Here is a 26,405-nt window from a genome sequence, read left to right on the forward strand (position 1 = left end):
GGACTCACGGCATACGTCCTGCTGCCTGTGTATGCGCAACCATATGCTCCGCCTAGCTGATTTTCACGCGGTTTGTCCACTCACAGGCCGCGCTTTGTTGATACTTACCACACAATTCCGTGGAACTTGAAGCGGACCGCTCCTGCCGCCACATAGGACGCCATGAAAGAGTCCGATACCCTTCCCCTTCTTCTGGATATCACCCGAGAGACCTGTCCCATGACATTCGTGCGGACCCGGCTCGCTCTTGACGGAATGCCCGACGGCGGCCTGCTGCGCGTCACGCTTCATGGTGAAGAGCCGCTGAAGAATGTCACACGCTCCGCCAAGTCGCTAGGTCATACGATTCTCGCCATCGAAGAAGAAAGCGACGGGAACCACATCCTGACGATTCGCAAGAAGGAAGAGGGCTGAAGCCGTCAGACCGTCCCGCAGACGTCGCGTGACAGCGCAACATACCGTTGCGCGTAGGCGACGGAGCTCAGGGTCGTCTTCATGCGCTCCTGCGCCTTTTCAACACGCTTTTTCGCGACCTCCGGATTCTCCCTGACCGACCGAATCGCGGCAGCGAGCGCCGCAGGATCACCCGGCGGCACGTAAAGAACCGAATCGTGATCAAGATAGTCCGTCAGACCACCGCAGTCCGTGGCGACAACCGGCACACCAAAATAAACCGCCTCAAGAATGACCGTAATCCCCGAGGCATGACGGTTCTCGCTCAACGGCACCACCACGACATCGGCGTGCTCATACGCCGCGAACAGGGTGGCGTTATCGCGGATTTTCATCACTTCAATATTGCGGTGCCCTTTCGCCGCCCTGGCCGCGGCCTTGGCGCCGCTGGCAATCCGCAGCGTCGCGTCCGGCAGGGATGACATCGCATCACAGAGCGTCGGCCAGTCACGATGCTCGTCATTGCCTAACGAGAGAACTTTCAGCGGACCATTGTTATGCGGACCACGCGCCGGCCGCATGCCATCCGCCTTGATCCCGAAGAGAACACTTTCCACGCGCACCCATGGAAACAGGGACCGGGCATCGCTGCAATTCAACGATGATAACGTCGTCAGCACGTCCAGCCGATGCAGCAGAAAGCGATAGAGCAGGCGGCGCGGCCATGGCTGTTTCGCCCATCGGTCCACCAGCCAGACAGTCTGGCCGAGCAGCCTGGGAACACGCCCCCGCGTCAGATGAAAGAGCAGCAGCACACCGAGCGTCTGGGACTCCGTATGAGTCCACACAACATCCGCCGCCAGCAGCTTCTCGCGATTCCGCCACGCATGCACGACGTCGAATCCGAGGATGGCGCGTCCGGCATAACGGACAAGCTTCTGAAGCCGTGTCTCAGGGAAATCGGACGCGTAGACGACCTGCACATCGGGAGAAGCGGCATGATCATACCCGTAGGCATGTTCTTCGTTCAGACCGAGCAGTTTGCCAGACCGCCAGCGCTCTCCCCATGTCTCATCACCAAATCCACGGGCCAGATGCACAAAAACTTTCATTCGGCCACTCCTCAGGCTCGCCGCCTTATCTGGCAATTGATGGTCATAATAATGGTCTTCGCCATCTGTGTGCAAAACAGAGACAAAGGGAAGTTCAGCACGGCGTTTCTGTCAGCTTGCTGAGTCCGTCTGTGCTGGTATCAGGCTGAATATCATTGACCGGAGCCGACGTCATGACAGCGACAAGACAGGTTGGATAGTAACAGCCTTCATTCTTCTGACCGGATGGAACAGGCAGTCCCGGCGGCAATTCCATGCACCAGCATTCCGAAGATGCCAGGCACTCCAGCGGAGCATGACAGCGGGCGCAGCGAATTTCCATCACATGCCCTCACGAAAGTCCGACCACGACCGCACATCCTGCGCCGACATACCTGCCGCATGAGCCGCTTCCAGTCCTTCATTACTGTCTTCAAAGACCAGACAGCATGACGGCTCCACACCCAGCCGCTTCGCCGCCAGCAGATAGATGTCGGGCGCAGGTTTCGGACGCCCCACGTCCTCGATCGTCACGATAGCATCAAAAACCTCGAGCAGCCCGATGGCCGCGAGAGATGCTTCCACCACCTCCCTTGAACCGCTGGACGCCACGGCGAGCGGTAGTCGTCCCACCCATTCCCGCACCAGCGCCACAACCGGCACGTTCTGTTTCACGCCGGGCAGACGGTTGCGCACCCCTTCCCGTGTAGCGGCCATGATCGCAGCCCGGTCAAGCGCGACACCGCGCGTCTTCTCCAGTTCCGACAGGACCATCCCTTCGGAATAGCCCCGGCGACTGAAGAACCAGTCCGACGACACGTCCAAGCCACCCTTGATCTTCAGAGCCTCAAGCCAGGCCGCGAGATAGAGCGGCAGACTGTCGACCAGCGTGCCGTCGCAGTCAAAGATGAGCGCTTCCGTTCCGGCGACCACCTGCATCAGGGGAAAGCCGACCGGGGGAAAACCTGTCCGTCAGCAAGTTTGCGGAGTGGCTCGAAGTCCTTGTCGGAGAAGCTTTCCGTACGCACCTTTGAACCGTCCGGTGATTCCAGAAAAACGGTGTTGTTCCAGTCCGCCGCGCTGATCCCGGTCCACAGCGTCAACACGATCGGATCAGCATGACCGTCTGTGGTGCCTTCAAGTTCCACACGCGCATCGCCACTGGAAGGAGGCGTCTGGCTCAGCGGTCCCCACCCGCCCGGATGATGTCTGAACCAGTCATTCAGCATGGCGACTTCACCCTGCGTGAGCGGACGGGACTGTCGCATCGGCCCCGTCACGACCTTGCCCGCTGTTACTTCGGGAAATCTGACGGCCACAAAATTCGGCAGCGCCGCCATCCAGATCACCAGCGCCGTTCCGATTGTGAACACCAGAAAGGTGATGATGAACGCGGTTTCCTTCCTCATAATCCTGTCAGTCCTTCAGCCACGCATGGCGGCGATCACGCGGGCGACCTCCGCGTCAGTCAGTTCGGGGTGGATCGGCAGCGCCAGAATCCGCTGTGCAAGGGATTCGGAAACCGGCAGCGCAACACCGTCATGATGATCCCGGTACGCCGGCTGATGGTGCAGCGGCAGCGGATAATAGATCGCCGACGGCACGCCTGCCGCTGTCAGCCGCTCCTGCGTCGCACTCCGCTCGGCGGAATCCTTCAGCAGGACGGCATAGATCGCCCACGCGCTGGCGCTGTCCGGCACACGGGCAGGCACAGCCACTACATCCTTCAGTCCGGCATCATAAGCATCCGCGATCGCGTCGCGTCGCGCCAGTTCTTCCCTGAACACGTCCAGCTTGGCCAGCAGAACAGCCGCCTGCAACGTGTCGAGACGCCCGTTCATGCCTGTGCGAAGCACCTGATAACGGGTCTTTCCCTCACCATGTGTGCGCAGTGAACGATACAGCTCGGCCCGCTCCGCATCATCTGTCAGGATTGCGCCGCCATCGCCATAACCGCCGAGCGGCTTGGATGGGAAAAACGACAGGGTCGTCGCAACGGCTTCCGCGCCAAGATTACGGCCATGATACGCGCCGCCAAAGGACTGGGCGCAGTCATCCATCAGGAACAGGCCATAATCCGAAGCAATCTCGCGCAACACATCCCACGGCGCGGGCTGACCGAACAGGTCCACGCCAACAATCGCGCGCGGTTTCAGCTTGCCGTCCCTGCGGACTTTCTCGATCCGCTCGCGCAGACTGGCCGGATCGATCTGGAACGTAGCCGGATCGACATCGACGAACACCGGCGTTGCCCCCAGCACGAGAGGCACTTCCGCCGTCGCCGTATAGGTGAAGGCCGGAAGGAACACGGCGTCGCCGGGTCCGATATTCTCCGCCATCATGACGATCTGGAGCGCATCCGTGCCGGATGAGACGCCGACGCAATGGCCGACTCCCGACCATGCCGCGAGCCGCTCTTCCAGCTCGGTGACTTCCGGACCAAGCACAAAGCGGCAATGTTCCAGAACAGTGTCGATCCGCTGCTTCAGCGGCGCGCCGAGGCGACGCTGCTGCGCCGGGAGATCAAGGAAAGCAATCGGCTTCTGCCCGTCCGGCGTGGTCATGAGGTCAAGCTCTCCCTGTCCTGATCGATGTCCGGCGGGGCGTCCTTCGCCTCACCGGTCGCGTTGTGATCGAATTCCGGCACAAGATAGCGCAACACGGTCATCGCCGCTTCCGTGTCTCCTGCATGCGCCAGAACCGCAATCCGGTCTACCGCGTGCGCCACATCCTGATAGTCCACAACACGCGGGGCTGCCATCAGCAGGCCCGGCGCATCGGTCGGCACAGGCGCCTCGCGGCCATGAAACAGTTCCTCGAACAGCTTTTCACCGGGACGCTGGCCTGTGAAGGTGATCTTCACGTCCTCGTCAGGGCGCAGGCCCGCAAGCCGGATCATCTGACGCGCCAGATCCACGATCCGTACGGGCTGCCCCATGTCGAGCACGAAGATCCCGCCTTCCCGCAGCAGCGCGTCGGTTCCGGCAACGCGTTCCGTCTGTGAAGCGCCCTCGCCTGTATCCCGCTCGAACCGAAGACCGTCAGTGCCCCGCACGCTGGCCTGCAAAACGAGACCGACCGCCTCCGGCACGGTCATGAAATAACGCCGCATATCAGGGTGGGTGACTGTCAGCGGACCACCGCGCTCAAGCTGCCTGCGGAACAGCGGCACGACCGAGCCGGTCGAACCCAGCACATTACCGAACCTGACGGTCACGCAGCGCAACGGCTCACCGGCATGGCGTGTGGCGATGTCGAGCGCCTGACAGTACATCTCAGCCGCCCGCTTGCTCGCGCCCATCAGGCTGGATGGATTCACCGCCTTGTCGGTCGAGATCATCACCAGCGCCCGAACGCCATGACGCCGGGCTGCATCCGCCACGACCCGCGTGCCGACGATGTTGGTCAGCAGCCCTTCACAGGCATTCGCTTCAACAATCGGCACATGCTTGAGCGCGGCCGCGTGAAACACCAGTGCCGGGCGGAACTGCGCGAACACCTCGTCAATGCGGTCACTGTCGCGGACATCGGCCACGATCACGCTGCGGGAAATATGTGGAGCCAGCTCTCCCAGCTCCACGTCGATCTGCCACAGGGCGAACTCGCCGTGATCCAGCAGCACCAGATGTTTCGGACCGAATCCCGCGATCTGCCGCGCCAGTTCGGAGCCGATGGTGCCGCCTGCGCCGGTCACGATCACGACTTCCCCGCGAATCATGCGATCCATGCCCGCCCTGTCGAGCGGCACCTGCGGCCGGTTCAGAAGATCCTCGATGGCGACAGGACGCAGTGCGATCCTGTCCGCAGGTGTGAGGTCGGTGAGAACCGGCGCGCGCATGACGGCGATTCCGTGCGCCTCGGCGGCCTCCAGAACACGCCCGAGACCCTCACCGCGAAAATTCGAGTCCGTCACCACCAGCGTATCGGGCAGGGTGTGATGAGCAGCCATCGTATCGAGCAGGGCGGCGATATCCGTCACATGGCCGAGAATCGGCACATTATGGATACGGCGACCGGCCTGGTGCGTCCCCTGCCCGATCAGTCCCGTCACCCGGACGCCTGCCTCCGGATTGCGCCCGAGCGCACGGAGATAAAGGTCGGCGATCTGGTCCGCGCCGACCAGCACGATCCGTCGCTGCACGATATTACGCCGCGTGATGCCATTGCACAGGCGATAGGCCATGCGCAGCCCCCCGAGCATGGCTGTCAGTGTCAGGGCGTAGATAAGAGGGAAAGTCGGACTCGGAAGAGGGAAGCCCGTGGCGTACAGCCCGAGCGTGAAGAGACCGGCGCTGGCGATGGACGCACCCGCGATGCCCAGCAGATCGGACAGGCCCGAAAAACGCCAGTATTGCTGAGGCATCCTGAACGGCAGGCCACTGACCACCAGCGTGATCGCCCCCCCGGCCAGAAACCAGAGCGGATGCAGCAGTCCGTCACGCGGCGCAGCCAGCCAGCGCGCGAACGGCGCGGCGACAGCGGCCACGCTGCCGTCAAGCAGGACATTGACCAGAATCCGATTGAGCGGTCGCAGCCGTGTACTTCGCGGCGCGACATCCGGGCGTTGCGGGACTATCACGCTCGCCCTATAGCCCAGCTATGCGTCGGCTAGAAGGAACGAAGCCGAGGTTTTTCATCTCAGTTCGTGGCTTTTTATGTTTCACATGTATCCGGCCCTTGGCCTTATGGTTCTTGCCTACATCATCTCGGCGCTTCTCTGCCGCCGGATGATTGCGGTCGCCGTGCTCGACACGCCGGGGCATCGCAGTTCTCACACAGCCCCGACACCGAAAGGCGGCGGCGTTGGTGTGATCGGCGCTTTTCTGATCCTGTTCTTTCCGATGCGGCATCTGTGCGGACTACCCGCCCTCACGCCGGACAGTGTGACATTCTGGTCTGCCGTCGCACTTCTGGCGGCCGTTTCCTGGCTCGACGATGTGTATCAGTGGTCTCCGCTGATCAAACTTGCCGCCCAGATCCTGTCTGCGGTGATGGTCACAGCCGCCATCCTGCCGACGGGTGGCTTCGCAAGTCCGATGTGGTTTCTCATTGCCGCCCTGTGCGCCATCCTATGGACAGTGTTCGTGACGAATGCAGTCAACTTCATGGATGGGCTCAACGGTCTGGTCTCCGGAACACTCTGTCTGGCGTTCCTGTGTCTTGCCCTGCCTTTCTGGCCATCGGACACACCTGAACTCCGGATGCTTGCAGCCCTCATGACGTTCGGACTGCTGGCTTTTCTACCGCTCAATTTTCCCCATGCCCGCATTTTTCTCGGTGATGTGGGAAGTCAGGCCTGCGGGCTGCTCATCGCGGCGGCTGCGCTGATGCTGGCGACGCCTCCCATAGCGCCCGCGATTCCTGATCTTCATGCAGCCCTGCTGGCTCCCTGCCTGATCGCTGGTCTGCTTTACGATGTAGCCTTCACGCTCATCCGTCGTGCTTGCGCCGGTGATAAGCTGTTGCAGGCGCATCGAGGGCACCTCTACCAGCTTGCTTTCCGGTCTGGTGTGCCGATGCCAGTAGTAACTTTAATGCACTGGAGTTTTGTCCTGTGGGGCGCGGGGGTTTACGCCCTGCTTTCACTGCCGCCGGTCGGAACGTTCTGGCTCACCATTACAGCGGTTGTTCTGCCACAACTTGTCTGGACAGGATTTGTGGTTATGCGGGTGAGGAAACACCCGGTAGGACAGTGGTAGTAGCGATAGAACCTGAAGGAAAAGTGCCATTATTGACTACAAAAAAACCATCAGAGATGGATATACTGTAATATTACTATACGAATTCATTATGCATCGACATTTTCTTGTATAGCTGTCCGCCCCACCACTTCGCCAAGAGAACGTCCTGCGTCGTCTTTCCACTCGAACCATCCATTTGCGGCACGCCCAAGAAGAAAGACAGCCGCCGGACTCGGGGACTTGAACAGAGTGTCTCGCGTATACACAAGACGTGGGCCGTCTAGCTGCAAGACACCCTGATCAATCAAATTTTGTCTCTTGCGATAGTAATTATGCTTCAGGAAACCGCTCGACACTTCTGATCTGCCATAAGATCCAGCGAGCACAACAAGACCCTCGTCAGTGTAGCGGGCGTGTCCTTCAACTCCGGGTGAATTGCAGTAAAAATCACGACCATCACCGTCCTGCAACACTAGTGCGTGTGGGACCGCCTGAGACATTGGGGAAGTCGACGAAACCGTTTCAATGCGTGGACGCACAAGAGGATCGAACAGCGGATAACCAAGTGTCGTCAACAGGGTATCCAGTGTCTCAAAGACCTCACGGCATTCCGCTTCCATAGCGGGAGGCGTGTGCGGTTTGCTTCCTACCGTTCCGTTTTCCAATTCAAAGCGCTGCGCTTGTGTAGCTTTGCTGATTGCCAGCCATTCCAGATAATGCGCATGGGTTACTGTAAGACTCTGTGTCAACGACAAGGCAATTAGAGCACGATTCCAGAAACTTTTTTTCTCGTTATGCTGCTTTAAGCGTGTCCCGAAATTTCCTGTCTGTCCGATATAGGCCTTTGGAACACCCGTCTCCTCATCCTCACCGAATAACATATAGATCCCGACAAAATCGGCTTCGGGTGTGTTCAGGAATACATCCAGACGAGCACGAGGCACCTCTATCACCTGAACTATACGCGTGGTGATAGAGGCCACACGAATACCTTGCGGATCGCCTGAAGGAAGAAAAATCTGAATAGTTTGAGGATGCATAACCATGCAATAACGAAACAACAGTGGCTACATACCTGTCAAGCAAGCAGAAAAATCTCTATTTTTCAGAATATAACTTAAAATATCAGATCATTACGCCTTCCATTTAACGATCGATCCTGCGTAGTCTTTGAATCAGTAGATATATCCCAAACAATGATCGCCACCTTCAATCAAAAGAAAAAAGGCACAACAATTAAAAATTACGGCAATACATTTTTTATTCGCCTCACTTCGTAATATCCCAAAAATGTTTGACATTCAGTGTAATCCCAACAAAAAGCCGGAGACCTTCTGATCTCCAGCTCGCATTAACATTACGAATGGAAACGACTTACTTCAAACGCTCAAATGTCAGACCGCCCGCACCGGCGGAGAGGCGTGCGCCTTTGGCGTCGCTTTCCAGTTTCAGGCGAACACCGTGCTTGTTCTCAAGAAGAGCACCGCCAAGGCCTTCTCCAAGAGTGGCTTCACCGCTTGTTACGGCAAAGGAACCTTCCATATCGGCGATATTGTGAAGGTTGTAGACCGTTCCCTTGCTGACGAGCTCAGAGAAGCCGACCGCCGCAATCTCTCCACCTGTCACCTTGTAATGGTAGACCTTCTTGTGGAACGTCACACGGGCATCGCCCCACGTGTAACCGACCCCAACATCGGCCGACTTGGTCTTGATGGTCAGAGTGGCGGAAGGCGTGCCGAGAGCGTCAGCCGCCATAGCCGGAGCAGCAAGATATGTTGCGGCGGACAGGGTGGCGGCAACAGCGAAAGGTGTGAAACGCATTGTGGGCTCCTTGAATTTTCCCAACAGAACCATAGGGGTATCGGCGTCCATTGTGCAGAGACAACGCCTGAACCCGCCATCCGGTTCATTGAGACATCCAGCCACAATGCTGTCATCACATCAAATTTCATCTTGTTCATGAAAAAGGCCGCTCCTGAGAGCGGCCTTTTTCAAAACCCCAGACGATGCGTGGGAGTCATGCAGCGCGGCGGACAGCGCGGGATACACGCTCCTCTGTGGCTTCCTTGCGAGCAGCCGGAGCGGCTTCACCCATAATGGAGCGAATTTCACGCAGGTAAGCAGCACCTTTGAGGGTACGCTGGACCAGCACCGAACGACGATCGAGAGGATCGACCTTGCGGCGCGCCAGATCAAGTTCACCCAGACGGTCAAGAGCACGGGTGATGGCTGGCTTGGACACATTCAGGTCGGAAGCCAGACCACGAACGGTGTGTCCTTCTTCCTGAAGATAGCAGGTCAGGAACACAGCCAGCTGGCGGGCGGAAAGATCCGGACCGTCACGACGGACAAGAGAAACCATCGTGTCACGCAGTGTACTGACCAGATGATCAGCTGTCGCATTCGTCTGGGGCTTCGCCGCGGCCTTTGCCGCGGATGCGGTGCGAAGTGTCGTTGTCCTGGCCTGAGCCATCATATTATTCCCTGTTTCCAGACAGGTAAGGTAAGCACCCTGTCCGCTGACACACGGTCAGCTTCATTTCTCATTGCAAACACATATAGATTGTTCTGATACGATTTAAAGTCGAAACAAATGAATAGTTTTTTAGGTGAAACATTATTTTCACTAATTTAATAAATCCGTCATCCCCAGCACATGCGGGAGAGCCGCGTAAATCGCCCGCAACCCAAGGATTTCTCCACCTTCCGGACGTCCACGCCGCGTTGAATCATTCCATGCATAACTATCGACATGCGTCCAATGCACATCTGATCCAACAAAACGCTCAAGAAACAAAGCCGCAGTTATCGCCCCTGCGAAAGGTTTTGAAGCAATGTTGTTCAGATCAGCCACAGAACTCTTCAACCAGTCACGGTATCCATCCCACAGAGGCAGCCTCCAGAATGGATCGGATACAGTTTTCCCTGCCTCAAGCAGTCCCTCGATCATCGCATCGTCATTTCCGAGCACAACCGGCAGATCGGGACCGAGCGCAACACGAGCCGCGCCAGTGAGCGTCGCCACATCAATCAGCGCCGCAGGGTGGGCCTCGCTGGCTTCCGTCAGCAGATCAGCCAGCACCAGTCGCCCTTCCGCGTCGGTATTACCGATTTCAACCGTCAGACCATTTCTGGCTGTCACCACGTCCAGCGGGCGCATCGCCGTGCCGGAAACCGAATTCTCCACACAACCAAGACGCATCTCCAGCCGCAGCGGCAGATCCTGCGCCATAATGAGACGCGCCAGCGCCAGAACCGTTGCGGCCCCTCCCATATCCTTCTTCATCCGCAGCATGCCCGAAGAAGGCTTGATGTCGTAACCGCCGCTATCGAAGCACACCCCCTTCCCCACCAGAGACAGGAGCGGCGCGTCCTTCTTCGCTTTCGAACCAGTCCAGTGCGCCACCACAACACGCGGCCGTCGCCCGGAGCCGTTCCCGACATGCGCGACCAGTGGATAAGCAGTCTCAAGCGCTTTCCCCTTGATGATCTTCACTCTGGCGCCGAAAGGCTCCAGCGCCGCCTGAGCAGCCGAAGCCAGTTCATCCGGCCCCAGAAGGTTGGCGGGCATATTGATCAGATCACGCCCCAGCCAGATCGACTGCGCCATTTCCAGAGCCAGTGGATCAGGCTTTTTTTCATACAGATGGACCTGCAGGGGTTTCGCCTCGCCAAGCGCATAGCGATACGCACCCAGAGCAAAACCGAGGACAGCAGCACTCCGGTCCACGTCATCCGGTAACGACAGCGTCCAGGTACCTTTGGGCAGATCTCTCGCCAGCCCCCCGAAAACGAAAGGGTCAATCCTGTCGGGAGCAGGCAGCCCCAGAAGCGCCGTCACCTCCCCCGAAGCACCCGGCACCAGCACCAACTGTCCTGCTGCTGCGGTAAAACCGGCCTCTGCCGCAAAGCGTGCGCCAGCGGCCCCGACCAGTGATGTCAGCGCCTTGACGTCGACGGTCCTGACACTGTGAACAACACGGATCGGTCCCTTCACACGTCCGGTTACAATGCATTCCAACCCATTTGCACGCATCCGGTCTCTCCATGCTTCATGAATGGTCAATGGACGCACGGCAGCGTCCGGCAAGAGACCCTCAGGCTGCGCCCGAACACAGTAGGACGCAACATTGCCTGTCATCACAGGAGACCCTTGCATTTCCCATCGAGCCATCGGACCATGCCCGCATGACAGGGTTCTCCGCCCACCCGTTTCCGCTCCACCCCTTCCCCGCCAGCGCTCCGGCGGGAGGCGATGGTTCTTTTGCCGGCTCGCAGGGCCGCAGGCGTCATGATGGGGCGGGTAATGAGACGGACCACCATCTCCACGCCATCCTCGGACCAACCAATACCGGCAAGACGCATTTCGCCATCGAGCGCATGCTGGCCCACCCTTCCGGCATTATCGGCTTTCCGCTTCGGCTTCTGGCGCGTGAGAATTACGAACGGCTGGTCGCCCGCAAAGGGGCCTCTCGCGTCGCACTGATCACCGGCGAGGAGAAAATCATCCCGCCCGACGCCCGGTGGTTTTCCTGCACGGTCGAAGCCATGCCCGTCGACAGGCAGGTCTCCTTTCTCGCCATCGACGAAATCCAGCTCTGCGCCGATCCGGAACGCGGCCATATCTTCACGTCCCGTCTGCTCCATGCACGCGGCACCGGCGAGACGCTCTTCCTCGGCGCCGAAACCATCGCGCCCCTGATGCGTCGGCTGGTTCCACAGATCAGCATCGACACACGACCCCGCCTGTCAGCCCTGACCTTTACGGGACCGGCAAGACTGGAAAAACTCCCGGCCCGCTCGGCGATCGTCGCTTTTTCGGCAGCCGAACTCTACGCCATCGCGGAACTGATCCGCAGCCGTCGTGGCGGGTGCGCCGTGGTCATGGGGCAGATGTCGCCGCGCACACGCAATGCGCAGGTGGAGCTCTACCAGAACCGGGAAGTCGATTATCTCGTCGCGACGGACGCCATCGGCATGGGCCTCAACATGGATATCGCCCACGTCGCCTTTGCCGGTCTTGCAAAGTTCGATGGCTCGCGCCGTCGCCTTCTCACCGCAGCCGAAATCGCTCAGATCGCCGGACGGGCCGGGCGCGGCGCGAAAGACGGCACGTTCGGCACGACCGGGCGCTGTCCTCCGATGCCGGACTCCGTTATCGAGGCTGTTGAAAATCATCAGTTCGACCCCCTCGAACGTCTGATCTGGCGGAATGACCGGCTGGATTTCTCCAGCCCTAGCGCCCTGAAAGCCAGCCTGTCAGTACCACCACCCTTACGCGGCCTGCAGGCCAGTGAACCGACGAGTGACGCCCTGATCCTCGCCACACTGACGCACGAGCCCCATATCATGGCCACCGCCACGGGACGCGCCCGCACAAGGATGCTGTGGGACGTGTGCCAGATTCCCGATTTCCGCAAGATCGGAGAGCGGAGCCACGCGCAACTCTGTAGTCGTGTATTCAGCCTGCTGGTCGAGCAGCGCCGCCTGCCTGCCGCGTGGATGGAAGAGCAGCTCGGTCGCCTTGATCGTGTGGATGGCGATGTCGATACGCTCATGCAGCGCCTCGCCGGTATCCGTATCTGGTCCTATATCGCCAACCGGGAAAACTGGGTCACAAATGCCGCGATGTGGCAGGAGCGTACGAGGAGTGTCGAAGACAAGGTTTCGGACGCGCTTCATGAGCGTCTGACAGCCCGTTTCGTCGACAGACGGTCGGCTCACCTGATCCGGCTACTGGAAAACGAAACCAATGCGCCGCTGCTTTCGGCGGTCAAAAGCGATGGCGAGGTTATTATCGAAGGGCATCCTGTCGGCAGAATGCAGGGCTTCCAGCTTCATCTTGATTCGGATCTGCCACAATCTGACAGGGCCACACTCGCCCGCGCCGCCCGACGCGCTCTGAAAACCGAGATTCCGCTGCGTGTACAGGCCTGCCAGCATGCCGATGATGACGCTTTTTCCCTCGATCATCAGACCGGGGAAATCAGTTGGGAAGGCATCGGGATCGCCCGTTTACGCTCAGGACGGGATGTGCTGCATCCGACAGTGACGTTGCGGGGTGATGATCTTCTGGACACCCGCCAGCGGGACAATGTCCGCGCGCGTCTGGCAGAATTTGTCTCCTGTCATGTTGAGCGGGAACTGGCTCCCCTTTTCAGGGCGCACGCTCTCGCCGCCAGCAATGCCGAAACGCGGGGCGCTCTGCATGAAATGATGGAAGGCGCCGGACAGGCCCGCGCCCGTTTTCCATTGACGAAAATTCATCCTCTCCACCGTTTGGGCGTGCATTGCGCCCTGGGGTGGCTCTATCTGCCGGCTTTGCTCAAACCCCGGCCAATGCGTTTCCGGTCCCTTCTGTTGTCCGTGTACGCCAATATAGAGCCGATGGAGCTTCCTGCTCCTTCCGCTGTCTCGATTCCCATGACCGCATTCCCTTCATCCCACCTCGATGCTCTTGGATGGCCTGCCTGCGGTCCGGTCCGACTCCGTCTCGATATGGTGGAGAAACTTGTGGAGACGCTCTCTTTTCGTGTGCGTCAGCACAGTGTGGCGCTCCCCGAGCATTTCGCTCCCTGGCTGTGCAAGAAGACAGTGGACATACCCGCCATACTCCGCTCTCTTGGTCTGCGGCTGGAAACACCCCGTCCCCTGCCGACCAATACTGCCGGACCCAGTCCGTTCTGGATGCTGTCACGGCTTCAGAATGGTGGGAAAAAGTATCCGTCGCAGTCAGGAAAGGGGTGTCAGCCTGCAAAAGAAACGCCTTTTGCCATCCTTTCTTCCCTGCTGGCGCGCACTCCCGCCTGAACGCCATTCGCATACGGGCCATTCGGCAACACCCGTGCGATTTCAGCACCAATGGCTTGCGTCTGCGGGAAATCCGCCGCATAGGTGCGCCTCGATATGCGGGCTGAGTTCCGGCCGTCCGTTCACACCCGGCTTTGACACCCGTGTCAGGCCCCTGATAATCGGAGATGACGATGACCTACGTGGTCACTGAAAACTGCATTCGCTGCAAGTTCATGGATTGCGTGGAAGTCTGCCCGGTAGACTGCTTCTACGCTGGCGAGAATTTCCTCGTCATTAATCCTGATGAATGCATCGATTGTGGTGTTTGCGAACCGGAATGCCCGGCCGAAGCCATTTTCCCTGACAGCGATGATCGCGCCACGGCCTGGGCTGAGATCAACACAAAATATTCGGCGCTCTGGCCAAACATTACCCGCAAAGGCACCCAGCCAGCCGATGCGGAAGAATGGAAAGACAAACCCAACAAAGCTGAGCTGCTCTCTCCTGAGCCTCATAAAGACTGAGCAGACACCGCTCTGTCCTGAAAAAAGCCTGCCTTTCCATAAGGCAGGCTTTTTTTATGATGACCTGATCATCCCGGATTTAATCCGAGGGGAGAATCTACAGTTTCGCAGGAGCGGGTTCCTGACGTCACACAGAAATCTCAGCTTCGTGGATGCCGTTTTATTCTGCGTCAAAGAATGGTCACAACCTTGGCGCGCAGGCTGACCGTTTCGTTGTCGCCGATACCGGTCGTCAATAAATGACCCTGCTCAAGCCGGTGTTCGCGCCTTTCCAGTCAGAACACCTGCATAAAAAAAGCCCCACCCGAGTAAACGGGCGGGGCTTTATCAGATCTCGCATTCAGCCGCTGAAGCGACTGAATCTGATGATCTTTTAGCGCGACATCATGTGTGCGGCCGTGTTGTCCATGATGAACAGCGTACCGACAATGAGGATCATCACAAAGCCAAGGGTAAAGAGGAAGACCTTGTTATCCCAGGCGTGCTCGGATGTCGTGTTCATGTGCAGGAAGAAGATCAGGTGAACGACCACCTGAACTGCTGCCAGCACTGTAATCGCCGTCAGTGTCGCAGAGGGTGAGAGACTATGTCCCATCACCACGAAGAACGCTGCGGCCGTCAGGATAACGGCAAGGACAAACCCGATGATATACGAGGTTGCACTACCGTGGCTTGAGCCCCCATGGGCTGCTGAATGGTCGTTACTCATCAGATCATGCTCGCCAGATAGACATAGGTGAACACGCAGATCCACACGATGTCGAGGAAGTGCCAGAACAGGCTCAGCATGGTGAGCTTGTTCATCATACGCTCATTGATCGCGCTCACACCCGAGAGCTGGATGATCATGACAATGATCCACACCAGACCACAGCTCACATGGAGACCGTGAGTGGAAACCAGCGTGAAGAACGCGGACAGGAACGCACTGCGATCCGGACCAGCGCCATCAGCGATCATGTGAGCGAATTCCTTGACTTCAAGGAACACAAACCCAAGGCCAAGAAGGAAGGTCACGGCCAGCCACATCTGGACAGATTTGATCTGGCCCTTGTGAGCCGCGATCATGCCGAAACCATAGGTGATGCTCGAAATCAGGAGGAGCGCTGTTTCCAGCGCAAGCCCCGAAATTTCGAACAACTCCTTACCCGTCGGTCCGCCCGCAAACTGGTTGCGAAGGACCGCAAAGACGGCGAACAGCGATCCGAAGATGATGCAGTCCGTCATCAGATACACCCAGAACCCGAACACCGTCGGAAGTTCGTGGTGTTCGTGCTCTGCGTGCGCGTCAGAGAGAGTTGTATCGTGCGCCATTACTCAGCCGCCTGTGCCATAAGTTTGCGGGAGTGCTCGTTCTCGATCCGGGCAACTTCCTCGGCGGGGATGTAGTAATCAACATCCTGGTTCGCACTGCGTGCGATAACCGTCGCGAAAACACCCACAAGAGCGATCGCTGCCAGCCACCAGATGTACCAGATTGCAGCAAAACCAAGCACGAAGCTGAACGCGCCGACCAGGAAACCGGACGCTGTATTCTTCGGCATGTGAATCGGCTGGTAGGGTCCACCCGCCTGACGCGTGTCGATACCGTTTTCCTTGTCGTGCATGAACGCATCAAGATCATGAACGTGCGGAACGATAGCGAAGTTGTACGGCGGTGGTGGTGAGGAGGTTGACCATTCGAGCGAACGACCATTCCACGGATCACCCGTAACATCACGGTTTTCAGCAAGGTTCATGTCACGGATCGAGACATAAAGCTGCGTCACCTGACAGACGATACCGAACATGATCATCACGGCGCCGATTTCAGCAATCAGCAGCCACGGATGCCACTGCGGGTTGCTGTAGTGGTTGAGACGACGCGTCATACCCTCGAAGCCGAGGACATACAGAGGAACGAACGCGAAGTAGAAGCCGACAAACCAGCACCAGAACGCCCGCTTGCCCCAGGTTTCGTTCAGCTTGAAGCCGAAAACCTTCGGGAACCAGAAGTTCATGCCACAGACATAACCGAAATACACACCGCCGATGATGACGTTGTGGAAGTGGGCAATGAGGAAGAGACTGTTGTGGAGAACGAAGTCAGCAGCCGGGATCGCCATCATCACGCCGGTCATGCCGCCGATGGTGAAGGTGACCATGAAGCCGACAGCCCAGTACATCGTGGCGTGAAATTCAACGCGCCCTTTGTACATCGTGAACAGCCAGTTGAAGAGCTTAACGCCCGTCGGGATGGAGATGATCATCGTCGCGATACCGAAGAACGCGTTGACGTCAGCACCTGCACCCATGGTGAAGAAGTGGTGAACCCAGACGAGGAACGACAGCACCATGATGGCACAGGTCGCGTAGACCATCGTCGCATAACCGAAGAGCGGCTTGCGGGAGAACGCCGGAACGACTTCCGAGAACACACCGAATGCCGGGATAACGAGAATGTAGACTTCCGGATGACCCCATGCCCAGATCATGTTCAGGTAGAGCATCTGGTTGCCGCCACCGTCATTCGTGAAGAAGTGCATCCCGAAATAACGGTCAAGGCCAAGAAGAGCCACAGCCACGGTCAGAACAGGGAAGGCGACCATGATCAGCACGGAGGCGCAGAAAGCGGTCCATGTGAACACAGGAATCTTCATCCAGGTCATGCCTGGCGCACGCATCTTGACGATGGTGACGAAGAAGTTGACGCCTGTCAGCAGCGTGCCGACACCCGAAATCTGAACTGCCCAGATATAGTAATCGACACCGACACCGGGGCTGAACTGGGTCTCGGACAGCGGCGGATAAGCCAGCCAGCCGCACTGGGAGAACTCACCGATGAACAGTGAGACGTTGATCAGCGCGAAGGCGACTGCCGTCATCCAGAAGCTCAGGTTGTTCAGGAACGGGAACGCAACGTCGCGTGCACCGATCTGAAGCGGCACCACGAAGTTGAACAGGGCCGTCATGAACGCCATCGCCATGAAGAAGATCATGATCGTGCCATGGGCCGAAAAGATCTGGTCATAGTGATGCGGCGGCAGATAGCCGGGGTTGCCTGCGTAAGCCAGCGCAAGCTGGGTACGCATCATGATGGCGTCGGCGAAACCACGAACAAGAGCAAGCAGGGCGACGACGACATACATTACCGCCAGACGCTTGTGGTCAACGGAAGTCAGCCACTCTTTCCAGAGATAACCCCACTTGCCGAAATACGTAATCAGGCCGAGAACGGCGATACCAGCTATCGCGACGCCGAGAAATGTGCCGACAAGGATCGGCACATCCAACGGGATATCCGCGAACGATAATCTCCCTAGCATTTTGATCCTACTCCTTCATGTTCATGTCGGACATCGCGGACTGAACGTGGATCATTTTGCCCGTGCTCTTGTCCATGACCATGCCGTTATTGTACTTCGCCACGATCTGGTCGAAGAGGTTCGGCTCGACATGAGAATAGTATTTAACCGGCTCGGCCTCGCTTGGAGCAGCAAGACGCGGGTAGGTCTGGTCATCCAGCTGATCGGATGAAGAACGCACTTTCTCGACCCATGCTGCATACTGATCCTGCGGCATTGCGAGTGTACGGAACTGCATATCCGAGAAGCCACGACCACTGTAGTTGGCGGACTCACCGAGGTAGTCACCGGCTTCCGTCGCCATCAGATGAAGCTGCGTCTGCATGCCCGCCATGGCGTAGATCATCGAACCAAGACGCGGAATGAAGAACGAGTTCATAACGGCATCGGACGTGATGACGAAGTGAACAGGTGTATTCACCGGAATCGCCAGCTGGTTGACGGTGGCGATACCTTCATTCGGGTAGATGAAGAGCCATTTCCAGTCCAGAGCAACAACCTCGACCTCAAGAGGCTTGGTGTTCGCTTCGGCGTCCAGCGGACGATAGGGATCCAGCGAGTGGCAGGTCTGATAGGTGATGACCGCCAGGAAGATGATGATCAGGGTCGGGATACCCCAGATAGCCGCCTCGATCTTGTTCGAGTGACTCCACTTGGGAAGATATTCGGCTTCCGTATTGGACTCCCGATACTTCCAGGCAAAGTAGCATGCCATGATGATTGTCGGGACAACCACAATGAGCATTGCGATCGTCGACTCAACGATCAGGGTTTTCAATTGGTCTCCCACTGGCCCCTTGGGGTCCAGGATGTCCCAGTCACATCCCGCCAGTGGAAGCACCGAAGCAAGACCAGCCAGTCTGGCTGCTCCCTTCAGGCACTTGTTTCTCATCGTACGTCCCTCGATTCTGACATACTTGTAGGTCTCTCTCCAACAAGGTCGTTCCGGATCACACCTGCCCACAGGCACAGGATCACTTCCGTCCGCGTTGCATTACAATGATTCAATAATCCCACAATTTAGTTATCACAATGCACCTTGCGCCTCTCTCTTCCGCCGTTTCCGGCCACAGGCAGGCCAGATCATCCCAAATATGGCATCACGTAATATTTCAATATATTTCATAAGCAGAAAAATGCATCCATTTACCGCCACAAACCCGACCTTTAGCTATCCTCGCCTTCTTCACAGAATTGCGTTTCTTTCTAAATGTTTTCGCATAAGTGTTATTTTTTTTAATGTGCCATGCATAACACGGGAAGGACACGCTCACTAAGCGCGGAGACTCTTTGAACAAAAAAAGCCCCGACCTCTGGAAGGCCGGGGCAGAGTCGCACAGATCAGGCGAAGTTCAGCACCTTCACTCGCTGTTGCTGTTCCGGGTTCCCATGAACTGCAGCATAAACTGAAAGAGGTTGATGAAGTTCAGATACAGTCCCAGCGCGTCATAGACCGAGCGTTTCGCAGCACCTTCCGGCCCCTCATAATAAGCGAATTGTGGGTAGGTCACCTTGATCCGCTGAGTGTCGAACGCTGTCAGTCCGATGAAAAGGAAGACGCCCACCACACTGTAGATGAAGTAGATTGCCGGGCTGCCGATGAACATATTCACCAGACCCGCGATCACGAGACCGATCAGCCCCATCATCAGAAAAGACTGAAAGCGGATCAGATTGGCGCCGGTGGTGTAGGCCCACAGGGACGTTGCCCCGAAAGTTGCAGATGTCACGAGAAACACCCGCGCTACCGAGACGCCGGTGTAAAGAAGAAGGATGCTGGAAAGGCTGGCCCCCATCACTCCACAGAACAGCCAGAACATCATCTGCACGGCTGAACGGGAAAGACGGTTCACACCGAAAGACATCACCATAACGAAGCCCAGCGGCGCAATCATCGCCAGCCAGCCCAGGCCCGTTGGCGCAACCTGATAGCCCTGAACATGGAAGAACAGGGAGCGCACAGAAGGTATCTCGGCGATCAGATAGGCAACAAGCGCTGTAAGCAACAGGCCTGATGCCATCCAGTTATAAACTCGGAGCATGTAAGCCCGTAGCCCTTCATCCACAGTCGCGGACTGAGCGCCGGTGGCAAAAGGCGACGAACGAAAGTCGCGACTGAAGGACATAACCACTCCTTAAACTGTCAGACGGCCTGACTGTGTGCTTGCTATAATATTATATAGGCTTGGAAGAACGCTCTTCAAGAACGCCACCATCCGAACCGCTTTACACTTCTCTCTTATAGAGCATCGCCAGGGCAAAAGGCGACTCTTACAATCAAAGACGACGGCGCCGCGCACGGGAAAAACATTACAGCCTCGTCACCGAAACGATTCTGCGACAGTCTGGTTCCTCCCCCTCCTTATCCATCACCTTTCCGTGAGACTGGATAAGGACTCTTTCCTTCCGATGCGCTCCTCACCCCCCTGATTTTGGACGTTTACACCACCTTCAAAAAACAGGCTGCATTCCGACATACACCCGTCACACCAAAGAAAAGCGCAATTTTCTGTCCATTTTTTCATGTTATCAAACCGTATGATCCGTTGGAGCCGTGAGGTTCCTCTCCATTTCACGCATAGGCCGTAATCAGATGACACGATTGACATCATTGGTTCATGTCGGCTGACTGCGACACAACGGTAATTCCGCATTGATTTGCCGACTGAATCTGCAATCAGTGAGCATGAGGACTATAATTATGAGCCGTCCCTCAGCCGCCAGGAAAACTTCCTTTCTTGGCCTTCTCGCGGCAGGAACCATCCTGGCCGCGGCCCTGGGTCAGCCTACAGGCGCTGCACGCGCCGCTGACGATCAGGGAGCCACCGGAGAAGCGATCATCCACGCTGATGATCATCCGGAAAACTGGCTCTCTTACGGGCGAACCTACTTAGAGCAGCGCTACAGCCCGCTCGACCAGATCAATCGTCAGAATGTTGGCGATCTGAAGCTGGCCTGGTTCTACGAATTTGACTCCAACCGTGGTCAGGAAGGCACGCCCCTGATCATTGATGGCGTTCTCTACGCCTCCACGAACTGGTCCAAGATCAAGGCCCTGAAGGCTGACACCGGTGAGCTGCTATGGGCCTTTGACCCTAAAGTTCCCGGCAATGTCGCCGTCCGTGGCTGCTGTGACACCGTTAACCGCGGTATCGCCTACTGGAATGGCAAGATCTATTTCGGCACGTTCGACGGTCGTCTGATCGCGCTTGACGCCAAGACCGGCAAGGTCGTCTGGAGCGTCAACACCATTCCCAAGGACGCCGCTCTGGGCAACCAGCGCTCCTATACGGTCGATGGCGCTCCGCGTATCGCCAAGGGCCGCGTTATCATCGGTAACGGTGGCGCCGAATTCGGCGCCCGTGGCTTTGTCTCCGCATTCGACGCCGAAACCGGAAAGCTCGACTGGCGCTTCTTCACGGTTCCGAACCCGAAGAACGAGCCGGATCACGCCGCGTCCGACAGCGTGCTGATGAACAAGGCCTACAAGACCTGGAGCCCAACGGGCGCATGGACGAAGCAGGGTGGCGGCGGAACCGTATGGGATTCCATCGTCTACGACCCGGTGACTGACCTTGTCTATCTGGCCGTCGGCAACGGCTCTCCCTGGAACTACAAATATCGTTCCAACGGTATCGGCGACAACCTGTTCCTGGGCAGCATCGTTGCCGTGAAACCGGAAACCGGCGAATACGTCTGGCACTTCCAGGCAACACCGATGGACCAGTGGGATTACACCTCGGTTCAGCAGATCATGACGCTTGATCTGCCGATCAACGGTGAAACCCGCCATGTCATCGTCCACGCTCCGAAGAACGGCTTCTTCTACGTCATCGACGCGAAGACCGGCCAGTTCATTCAGGGCAAGAACTATACCTACGAGAACTGGGCTTATGGCCTTGATCCGAAGACAGGCCGCCCGATCTTCAATCCTGAAGGTCTGTATACGCTGAACGGCAAGGACTGGTACGGCATTCCAGGTCCTCTGGGTGCGCATAACTTCATGGAAATGGCGTACAGCCCGCGTACGCACCTGATCTATCTCCCGGCTCACCAGATTCCATTCGGCTACAAAAATCAGGCCGGTGGCTTCAAGGCCCACCCTGACTCCTGGAACCTCGGTCTCGACATGACCAAGACCGGTCTGCCTGATACGCCTGAAGCCCGTGCGGCTTACATGCAGGATCTGAAAGGCTGGCTGCTGGCGTGGGATCCGGTCAAGCTACAGGCGCAGTGGTCCATCGAGCGTCCAGGCGGCTGGGATGGCGGCGTGCTGGCAACGGGTGGCGATCTGGTCTTCCAGGGTCTCGCAACCGGTGAATTCCACGCCTACGACGCCACAGACGGCAAGGATCTGTTCAAATACGATCTGCAGAGCGGCATCATTGCAAACCCGGTGACCTACAGCGTCAACGGCAAGCAGTATGTTGCGATCGAAGTCGGCTGGGGCGGTATCTATCCTATCTCCATGGGTGGCATGAGCCGTACTGCCGGATGGACAGTCAACCACTCCTACCTCGCCGTGTTCTCGCTCGACGGCAAGGCCAAGCTGCCGACATGGAACAGCATCGGCTTCCTGCCGGTGAAACCTCCTGCACAGTTTGACGAGAAAGTGGTCGACAAGGGCTACTTCCAGTACCAGACCTACTGCCAGACCTGCCACGGCGATAACGCCGAAGCTGGCGGTATGCTTCCGGATCTTCGCTGGTCCGGCGCCATCCGTCACAAGGATGCTTTCTACAACGTCGTAGGACGTGGCGCTCTGACGGCTTACGGCATGGATCGCTTCGATACGTCCATGACGCCGGACGAGATCGAGAGCATCCGGAACTATCTGATCAAACGTGCGACCGATACGTACGAGCGTGAGACTGAAGCCCGGAAAAATCCGAGCAAAATTCCGACCGCTCCTGCGCTCGGTATCACCCCGTGAATGGGAGACCGTGACAAATGGCATCCTTCCAACACAAGCACCGCGGTGGTGAGACAATGATCAAAGGACTCAAGGCTGCGCTTGGCGCAGCTGTAGTCGGACTTCTTGCAGGGACGGCGCTTAGCGCCTCCCCTGCTCTGGCGCAGAATGCTGACAGCGATCTGGTAGCCAAAGGCGAGTATATTGCGCGCCTTGGTGACTGCGTGGCCTGCCATACAGCGCTGCACGGCACGGCCTTTGCCGGTGGCCTCCAGATCAAGACTCCGATTGGCTCGATTTATTCGACCAACATCACACCTGACACCAAGACCGGCATTGGCAACTACACGCTGGAAGACTTCGACAATGCAGTTCGCCACGGTATCCGCAAGGATGGCGCTGCCCTGTATCCGGCAATGCCTTATCCGTCCTTCGCCCGTATGTCGGAAGACGATATCAAGGCGCTGTATGCCTATTTCATGCATGGCGTAGCTCCGGTGGATCAACCTGACAAACCGGTTGATATCTCCTGGCCTCTGTCCATGCGCTGGCCGCTCGCTTTCTGGGGAAAGATGTTTGCTCCGGTCCCGAAGGCGTTCACACCAGCTCCGGGTACAGATCCTGTCGTCGCTCGTGGTGAATACCTCGTCACAGGTCCGGGACATTGCGGCGCCTGCCATACGCCTCGCGGTTTCTCCATGCAGGAGAAGGCCTACGATGCGGCTGGTGGTCCAGACTTCCTTGGCGGCGGCGCGCCGATCGACAACTGGATTGCCCCCAGTCTGCGTAGCGATCCAGTTCTGGGTCTCGGCCGCTGGTCGGAAGATGATCTGGTTCAGTTCCTGCGTTCGGGTCGTATCGATCACTCCGCGGCATTCGGCGGCATGGCCGATGTGGTGGCATGGAGCACCCAGTACTGGTCCGAGGACGATCTTCGCGCCACGGCAAAGTATCTGAAGAGTCTGCCGGAAGTGCCGAAAGCCAAGGGTGATTACACGTATGATCCTTCCACGGCTCAGGCGTTGGATGCCGGCAAGACAGCAGGCATCACCGGCGCCGACACGTATGTGCAGCAGTGCGCTATCTGCCATCGTAACGACGGTGGTGCTGTAGACCGGATGTTCCCACCGCTTGCAGGAAATCCTGTAGTCGTTTCGGAAAATCCGACCTCTGTCGCTCATATCGTCGCTGCTGGTGGCGTTCTGCCTCCGACCAACTGGGCTCCTTCAGCTGTAGCCATGCCTGGCTACCAGAAGATCCTGGACGATCAGAAGGTTGCCGACGTGGTGAACTTCATCCGCACAGCATGGGGCAACAAGGCGCCTGCCAATGTCACGGCGTCCGATGTCTCCAAGCTACGTCAGGTCAGTCAGTCGGTTGTTGACCGTCGTTCCTGGACAGATGCACCGACCAGCACATCCAGCTGGGGTCTCTTTGGACCGCAGCCTTATGGCGCCGGCTGGACATTCTCTCCGGACACACATGCCGGTGTAGACAACCCGCAGTAAATAAGTCCGGGTTCACCCTCGGCTTATTCGGAAAGCCACGGAGAGCAATCTCCGTGGCTTTTTTGTTTTCATTTCCTGAGAAATTACTTGTCACCCATTGCCTGCACGCAAACTGCTTACGTCATCGGCTTTTGAAAAATGCCGTCTGATTTTTGGAAAACAGTTTTCGGGCTGAAGGGGGCTTCCCAGGGATTTACCTCCGTCTCCGCAAAAAGATCCAGTCGGCTCGATCCCGGCTTATTTCCGGGCGCAATGGACGTGAAGAAGATCACTCTCCACTCCTCTCCAACATAAACGAACATAAAAACCGAAGATCGCTCGTCTTCGCGACAGTCAACGGCAACGAAAACGGGTGGTCTTCTGCTTTCAGACTCTTCTTTTCTCTTTTGCGCTCAGTTCTCCAAATACTGATCGATGCCTTCTTTTGGTTAGAGAGCAGATATAAAAAATGGGGCACCTGAAGGCGCCCCATTCCATTACAATCACTGAAAATGAAAAGATCAGTGAGCGCGGATCAATGTTCCGGACCCGGCACGGGTAAAGAGTTCCAGCAGACAGGCGTGAGGCACGCGACCGTTAACGATCACCGCAGCCTTTGCTCCCGCCTGCACTGCCTGAAGGCATGTCTCGACTTTCGGGATCATACCGCCCGAAATCATGCCTGATGCAATGCCTTTACGGGCCTCTTCGGCTGTCAGTTCGGAAATCAGCTTCCCATTCTGATCGAGCACACCGGGCACATCCGTCAGCATCAGCAGGCGCGAGGCATGAATGGCCCCCGCAATCGCACCCGCGACAGAATCCGCATTGACATTGAACGTCTCACCATTATGGCCGCCCGCAACCGGAGCGATCACCGGGATGAGACCTGAACCCGAAAGCGCATAGAGCACCTGCGGATTGATCTCATCCGGGTCACCCACAAAACCAAGATCCAGCGTCTGCTCGATACCCGTGACAGGATCTTTCACCTTCCGCATCAGTTTGCTGGCTTTCACCAGCCCGCCATCCTTGCCTGAGACACCGACCGCCAGCGCACCGGCTTCATTGATAAGAGTCGCAACCTGCTTGTTGACAGAGCCACACAGCACCATCTCCACGACATCAATCGCCGCAGCATCGGTGACACGGAAGCCGTCAACAAAAGAGGACTTTACCTGAAGTCTCTCAAGCATCTGGTTGATCTGCGGACCGCCACCATGGACCACAACCGGATTGATCCCCACCAGTTTCAGCAGGGCAATATCCTTGCCGAACGTCTGGGCCAGTTCCGGGTCACCCATGGCATGACCGCCATATTTCACCACAATCGTATCACCGGCATAACGACGCAGGAAAGGCAGCGCTCCGGCAAGTGTTGCCGCCTGCTGCAAAGCGTCCGCCGTAGGAAGTCCCTGATCCGTCATATCAACTCCACATGTCCTGAAAACATGGCCCGGTCTGTCGGAACCGGAAAAATCGGGATTTCAAAACCCCAAGGCACATTCAGCTCCGAGCTGGTTCTGCAAAGGCCGCAATTTCAGCCCGCAGCTCTGGAATACCAAGCCCCGTCTCACTGCTTGTGCGTAAAACGAGGGGATGAGCAGCCGGATGACGGCTCACCTCAGCCACAACCTCGCGGTAGCGGGCTTCTTCGGCTTTCGGCTTCACACCATCGCATTTCGTGAGCACAACCTGAAAATTGATGGCTGCCTTGTCGAACATGTCCATCACATCACGGTCAGAGGCTTTTGTCTCGATCCGCGCGTCCAGCAACAGAATCACACGACGCAGGTTGGGACGACCCCGGAGATAATCGAACATCATCCCCTGCCAGTCTTCCTTCACCGCTTTGGCGGCCTTTGCGAAGCCATACCCCGGCATGTCCACGAGAACGAGCCGCCCATCCAGATCGAAAAAGTTGAGCTGCTTCGTTCGTCCTGGTTCCGAGGACGCTCTGGCCAAACTTTTACGACCTGTCAGAGCATTGATCAGACTTGATTTGCCAACATTGGAACGTCCGGCAAACGCCACCTCAGGCGCCATCGGGTCGGGTAATTGCCCAATCTGCTGTGCGCCGTAAAAAAAATCGCAAGGTCCGGCGAACAGGAGGCGTCCAGCCTCAAGCTGTTCAGGGGACAGCTTGAGGGATGCAGAAAAGTCCTGTTCGTCAGTCATCAT

General features: G+C 57.5%; 23 protein-coding genes. 6 read left to right on the forward strand and 17 right to left on the reverse strand.

Annotated features, from left to right (window positions below):
- Positions 1–162: 162 nt before the first annotated feature.
- Positions 163–414 (forward strand): sulfurtransferase TusA family protein, encoded by a 252-nt coding sequence (locus A0U92_RS12060; protein WP_077813441.1) that lies wholly within the window; start codon positions 163–165, stop codon positions 412–414.
- Positions 415–419: 5 nt separating this feature from the next.
- Here A0U92_RS12060 and A0U92_RS12065 read toward each other — a convergent pair whose 3' ends face one another.
- From A0U92_RS12065 to A0U92_RS12090, 6 genes are all read right to left on the reverse strand, one after another.
- Positions 420–1,505 (reverse strand): glycosyltransferase family 4 protein, encoded by a 1,086-nt coding sequence (locus tag A0U92_RS12065; protein WP_077813442.1) that lies wholly within the window; start codon positions 1,503–1,505, stop codon positions 420–422.
- Between the two features lie 94 nt (positions 1,506–1,599).
- A complete protein-coding gene (locus tag A0U92_RS17820) occupies positions 1,600–1,761 on the reverse strand; it encodes a hypothetical protein (protein ID WP_187668761.1) in 162 nt (53 codons plus the stop codon).
- A 65-nt stretch (positions 1,762–1,826) separates the two neighbouring features.
- A complete protein-coding gene (locus A0U92_RS12075; RefSeq protein WP_077813444.1) occupies positions 1,827–2,423 on the reverse strand; it encodes an HAD family hydrolase in 597 nt (198 codons plus the stop codon).
- On the reverse strand, positions 2,423–2,893 hold the full coding sequence (locus A0U92_RS12080; RefSeq protein ID WP_077813445.1) for a hypothetical protein: 471 nt from the start codon (positions 2,891–2,893) through the stop codon (positions 2,423–2,425). Before A0U92_RS12080 ends, A0U92_RS12075 begins: the two co-directional genes overlap by 1 nt.
- Before the next feature lie 15 nt (positions 2,894–2,908).
- Positions 2,909–4,048 carry a DegT/DnrJ/EryC1/StrS family aminotransferase gene (locus tag A0U92_RS12085; RefSeq protein ID WP_077813446.1) on the reverse strand — a complete coding sequence of 380 codons (1,140 nt, stop codon included), beginning with the start codon at positions 4,046–4,048 and terminating at the stop codon, positions 2,909–2,911.
- A complete protein-coding gene (locus A0U92_RS12090; protein ID WP_077814423.1) occupies positions 4,045–6,060 on the reverse strand; it encodes a polysaccharide biosynthesis protein in 2,016 nt (671 codons plus the stop codon). Before A0U92_RS12090 ends, A0U92_RS12085 begins: the two co-directional genes overlap by 4 nt.
- A 109-nt stretch (positions 6,061–6,169) precedes the next feature.
- Between A0U92_RS12090 and A0U92_RS12095 the strand changes: the two genes are divergently transcribed.
- Entirely contained in the window at positions 6,170–7,183 is a 1,014-nt protein-coding gene (locus A0U92_RS12095; protein ID WP_236748124.1) for an MraY family glycosyltransferase, read from the forward strand.
- 89 nt (positions 7,184–7,272) lie between these two features.
- Here the strand turns inward: A0U92_RS12095 and A0U92_RS12100 are convergent, their stop codons facing one another.
- The 4 genes from A0U92_RS12100 to A0U92_RS12115 all read right to left on the reverse strand — a co-directional run bounded on the left by A0U92_RS12100 (position 7,273) and on the right by A0U92_RS12115 (position 11,201).
- Complete coding sequence (locus A0U92_RS12100) at positions 7,273–8,211, reverse strand: GIY-YIG nuclease family protein (RefSeq protein WP_077813448.1); 939 nt, start codon at positions 8,209–8,211, stop codon at positions 7,273–7,275.
- 328 nt (positions 8,212–8,539) lie between these two features.
- Positions 8,540–8,986 (reverse strand): hypothetical protein, encoded by a 447-nt coding sequence (locus A0U92_RS12105; protein ID WP_077814424.1) that lies wholly within the window; start codon positions 8,984–8,986, stop codon positions 8,540–8,542.
- A gap of 196 nt (positions 8,987–9,182) precedes the next feature.
- Positions 9,183–9,641 (reverse strand): MarR family transcriptional regulator, encoded by a 459-nt coding sequence (locus A0U92_RS12110; RefSeq protein ID WP_077813449.1) that lies wholly within the window; start codon positions 9,639–9,641, stop codon positions 9,183–9,185.
- 150 nt (positions 9,642–9,791) lie between these two features.
- Positions 9,792–11,201: a leucyl aminopeptidase family protein gene (locus A0U92_RS12115; protein ID WP_077814425.1), complete on the reverse strand. Its 1,410-nt coding sequence runs from the start codon at positions 11,199–11,201 to the stop codon at positions 9,792–9,794.
- A gap of 152 nt (positions 11,202–11,353) precedes the next feature.
- Here A0U92_RS12115 and A0U92_RS12120 point away from each other — a divergent pair, with 152 nt between their 5' ends.
- Both A0U92_RS12120 and fdxA read left to right on the forward strand, forming a co-directional pair.
- Positions 11,354–13,975, forward strand: a complete 2,622-nt coding sequence (locus tag A0U92_RS12120; RefSeq protein WP_077813450.1) for a helicase-related protein — start codon at positions 11,354–11,356, stop codon at positions 13,973–13,975.
- Between the two features lie 173 nt (positions 13,976–14,148).
- Positions 14,149–14,481: a ferredoxin FdxA gene (fdxA, locus tag A0U92_RS12125; RefSeq protein ID WP_077814426.1), complete on the forward strand. Its 333-nt coding sequence runs from the start codon at positions 14,149–14,151 to the stop codon at positions 14,479–14,481.
- Positions 14,482–14,854: 373 nt separating this feature from the next.
- Here the strand turns inward: fdxA and cyoD are convergent, their stop codons facing one another.
- From cyoD to A0U92_RS12150, 5 genes are all read right to left on the reverse strand, one after another.
- Positions 14,855–15,190 carry a cytochrome o ubiquinol oxidase subunit IV gene (gene cyoD, locus A0U92_RS12130; RefSeq protein ID WP_077813451.1) on the reverse strand — a complete coding sequence of 112 codons (336 nt, stop codon included), beginning with the start codon at positions 15,188–15,190 and terminating at the stop codon, positions 14,855–14,857.
- Complete coding sequence (cyoC, locus tag A0U92_RS12135; protein WP_077813452.1) at positions 15,190–15,795, reverse strand: cytochrome o ubiquinol oxidase subunit III; 606 nt, start codon at positions 15,793–15,795, stop codon at positions 15,190–15,192. The genes cyoD and cyoC overlap by 1 nt, the downstream gene beginning before the upstream one ends.
- The gene (gene cyoB / locus A0U92_RS12140; RefSeq protein WP_077813453.1) at positions 15,795–17,786 is read right to left on the reverse strand and encodes a cytochrome o ubiquinol oxidase subunit I; all 1,992 of its coding nucleotides are present in this window, start codon (positions 17,784–17,786) and stop codon (positions 15,795–15,797) included. The genes cyoC and cyoB overlap by 1 nt, the downstream gene beginning before the upstream one ends.
- A 7-nt stretch (positions 17,787–17,793) precedes the next feature.
- A complete protein-coding gene (gene cyoA / locus A0U92_RS12145; RefSeq protein WP_077813454.1) occupies positions 17,794–18,717 on the reverse strand; it encodes a ubiquinol oxidase subunit II in 924 nt (307 codons plus the stop codon).
- Positions 18,718–19,186: 469 nt separating this feature from the next.
- Positions 19,187–19,951 carry a Bax inhibitor-1/YccA family protein gene (locus A0U92_RS12150; protein ID WP_077813455.1) on the reverse strand — a complete coding sequence of 255 codons (765 nt, stop codon included), beginning with the start codon at positions 19,949–19,951 and terminating at the stop codon, positions 19,187–19,189.
- A gap of 575 nt (positions 19,952–20,526) precedes the next feature.
- Between A0U92_RS12150 and A0U92_RS12155 the strand changes: the two genes are divergently transcribed.
- The gene (locus A0U92_RS12155) at positions 20,527–22,758 is read left to right on the forward strand and encodes a PQQ-dependent dehydrogenase, methanol/ethanol family (protein ID WP_077813456.1); all 2,232 of its coding nucleotides are present in this window, start codon (positions 20,527–20,529) and stop codon (positions 22,756–22,758) included.
- A gap of 56 nt (positions 22,759–22,814) precedes the next feature.
- A complete protein-coding gene (locus A0U92_RS12160) occupies positions 22,815–24,245 on the forward strand; it encodes a c-type cytochrome (RefSeq protein WP_187668952.1) in 1,431 nt (476 codons plus the stop codon).
- A gap of 500 nt (positions 24,246–24,745) precedes the next feature.
- Here the strand turns inward: A0U92_RS12160 and argB are convergent, their stop codons facing one another.
- Both argB and yihA read right to left on the reverse strand, forming a co-directional pair.
- Positions 24,746–25,651: an acetylglutamate kinase gene (gene argB / locus A0U92_RS12170; RefSeq protein WP_077813459.1), complete on the reverse strand. Its 906-nt coding sequence runs from the start codon at positions 25,649–25,651 to the stop codon at positions 24,746–24,748.
- 79 nt (positions 25,652–25,730) lie between these two features.
- A complete protein-coding gene (gene yihA, locus A0U92_RS12175) occupies positions 25,731–26,402 on the reverse strand; it encodes a ribosome biogenesis GTP-binding protein YihA/YsxC (protein ID WP_077814427.1) in 672 nt (223 codons plus the stop codon).
- Positions 26,403–26,405: the final 3 nt, after the last annotated feature.

Source organism: Acetobacter aceti (assembly GCF_002005445.1).
Taxonomy (GTDB): Bacteria; Pseudomonadota; Alphaproteobacteria; order Acetobacterales; family Acetobacteraceae; genus Acetobacter; species Acetobacter aceti_B.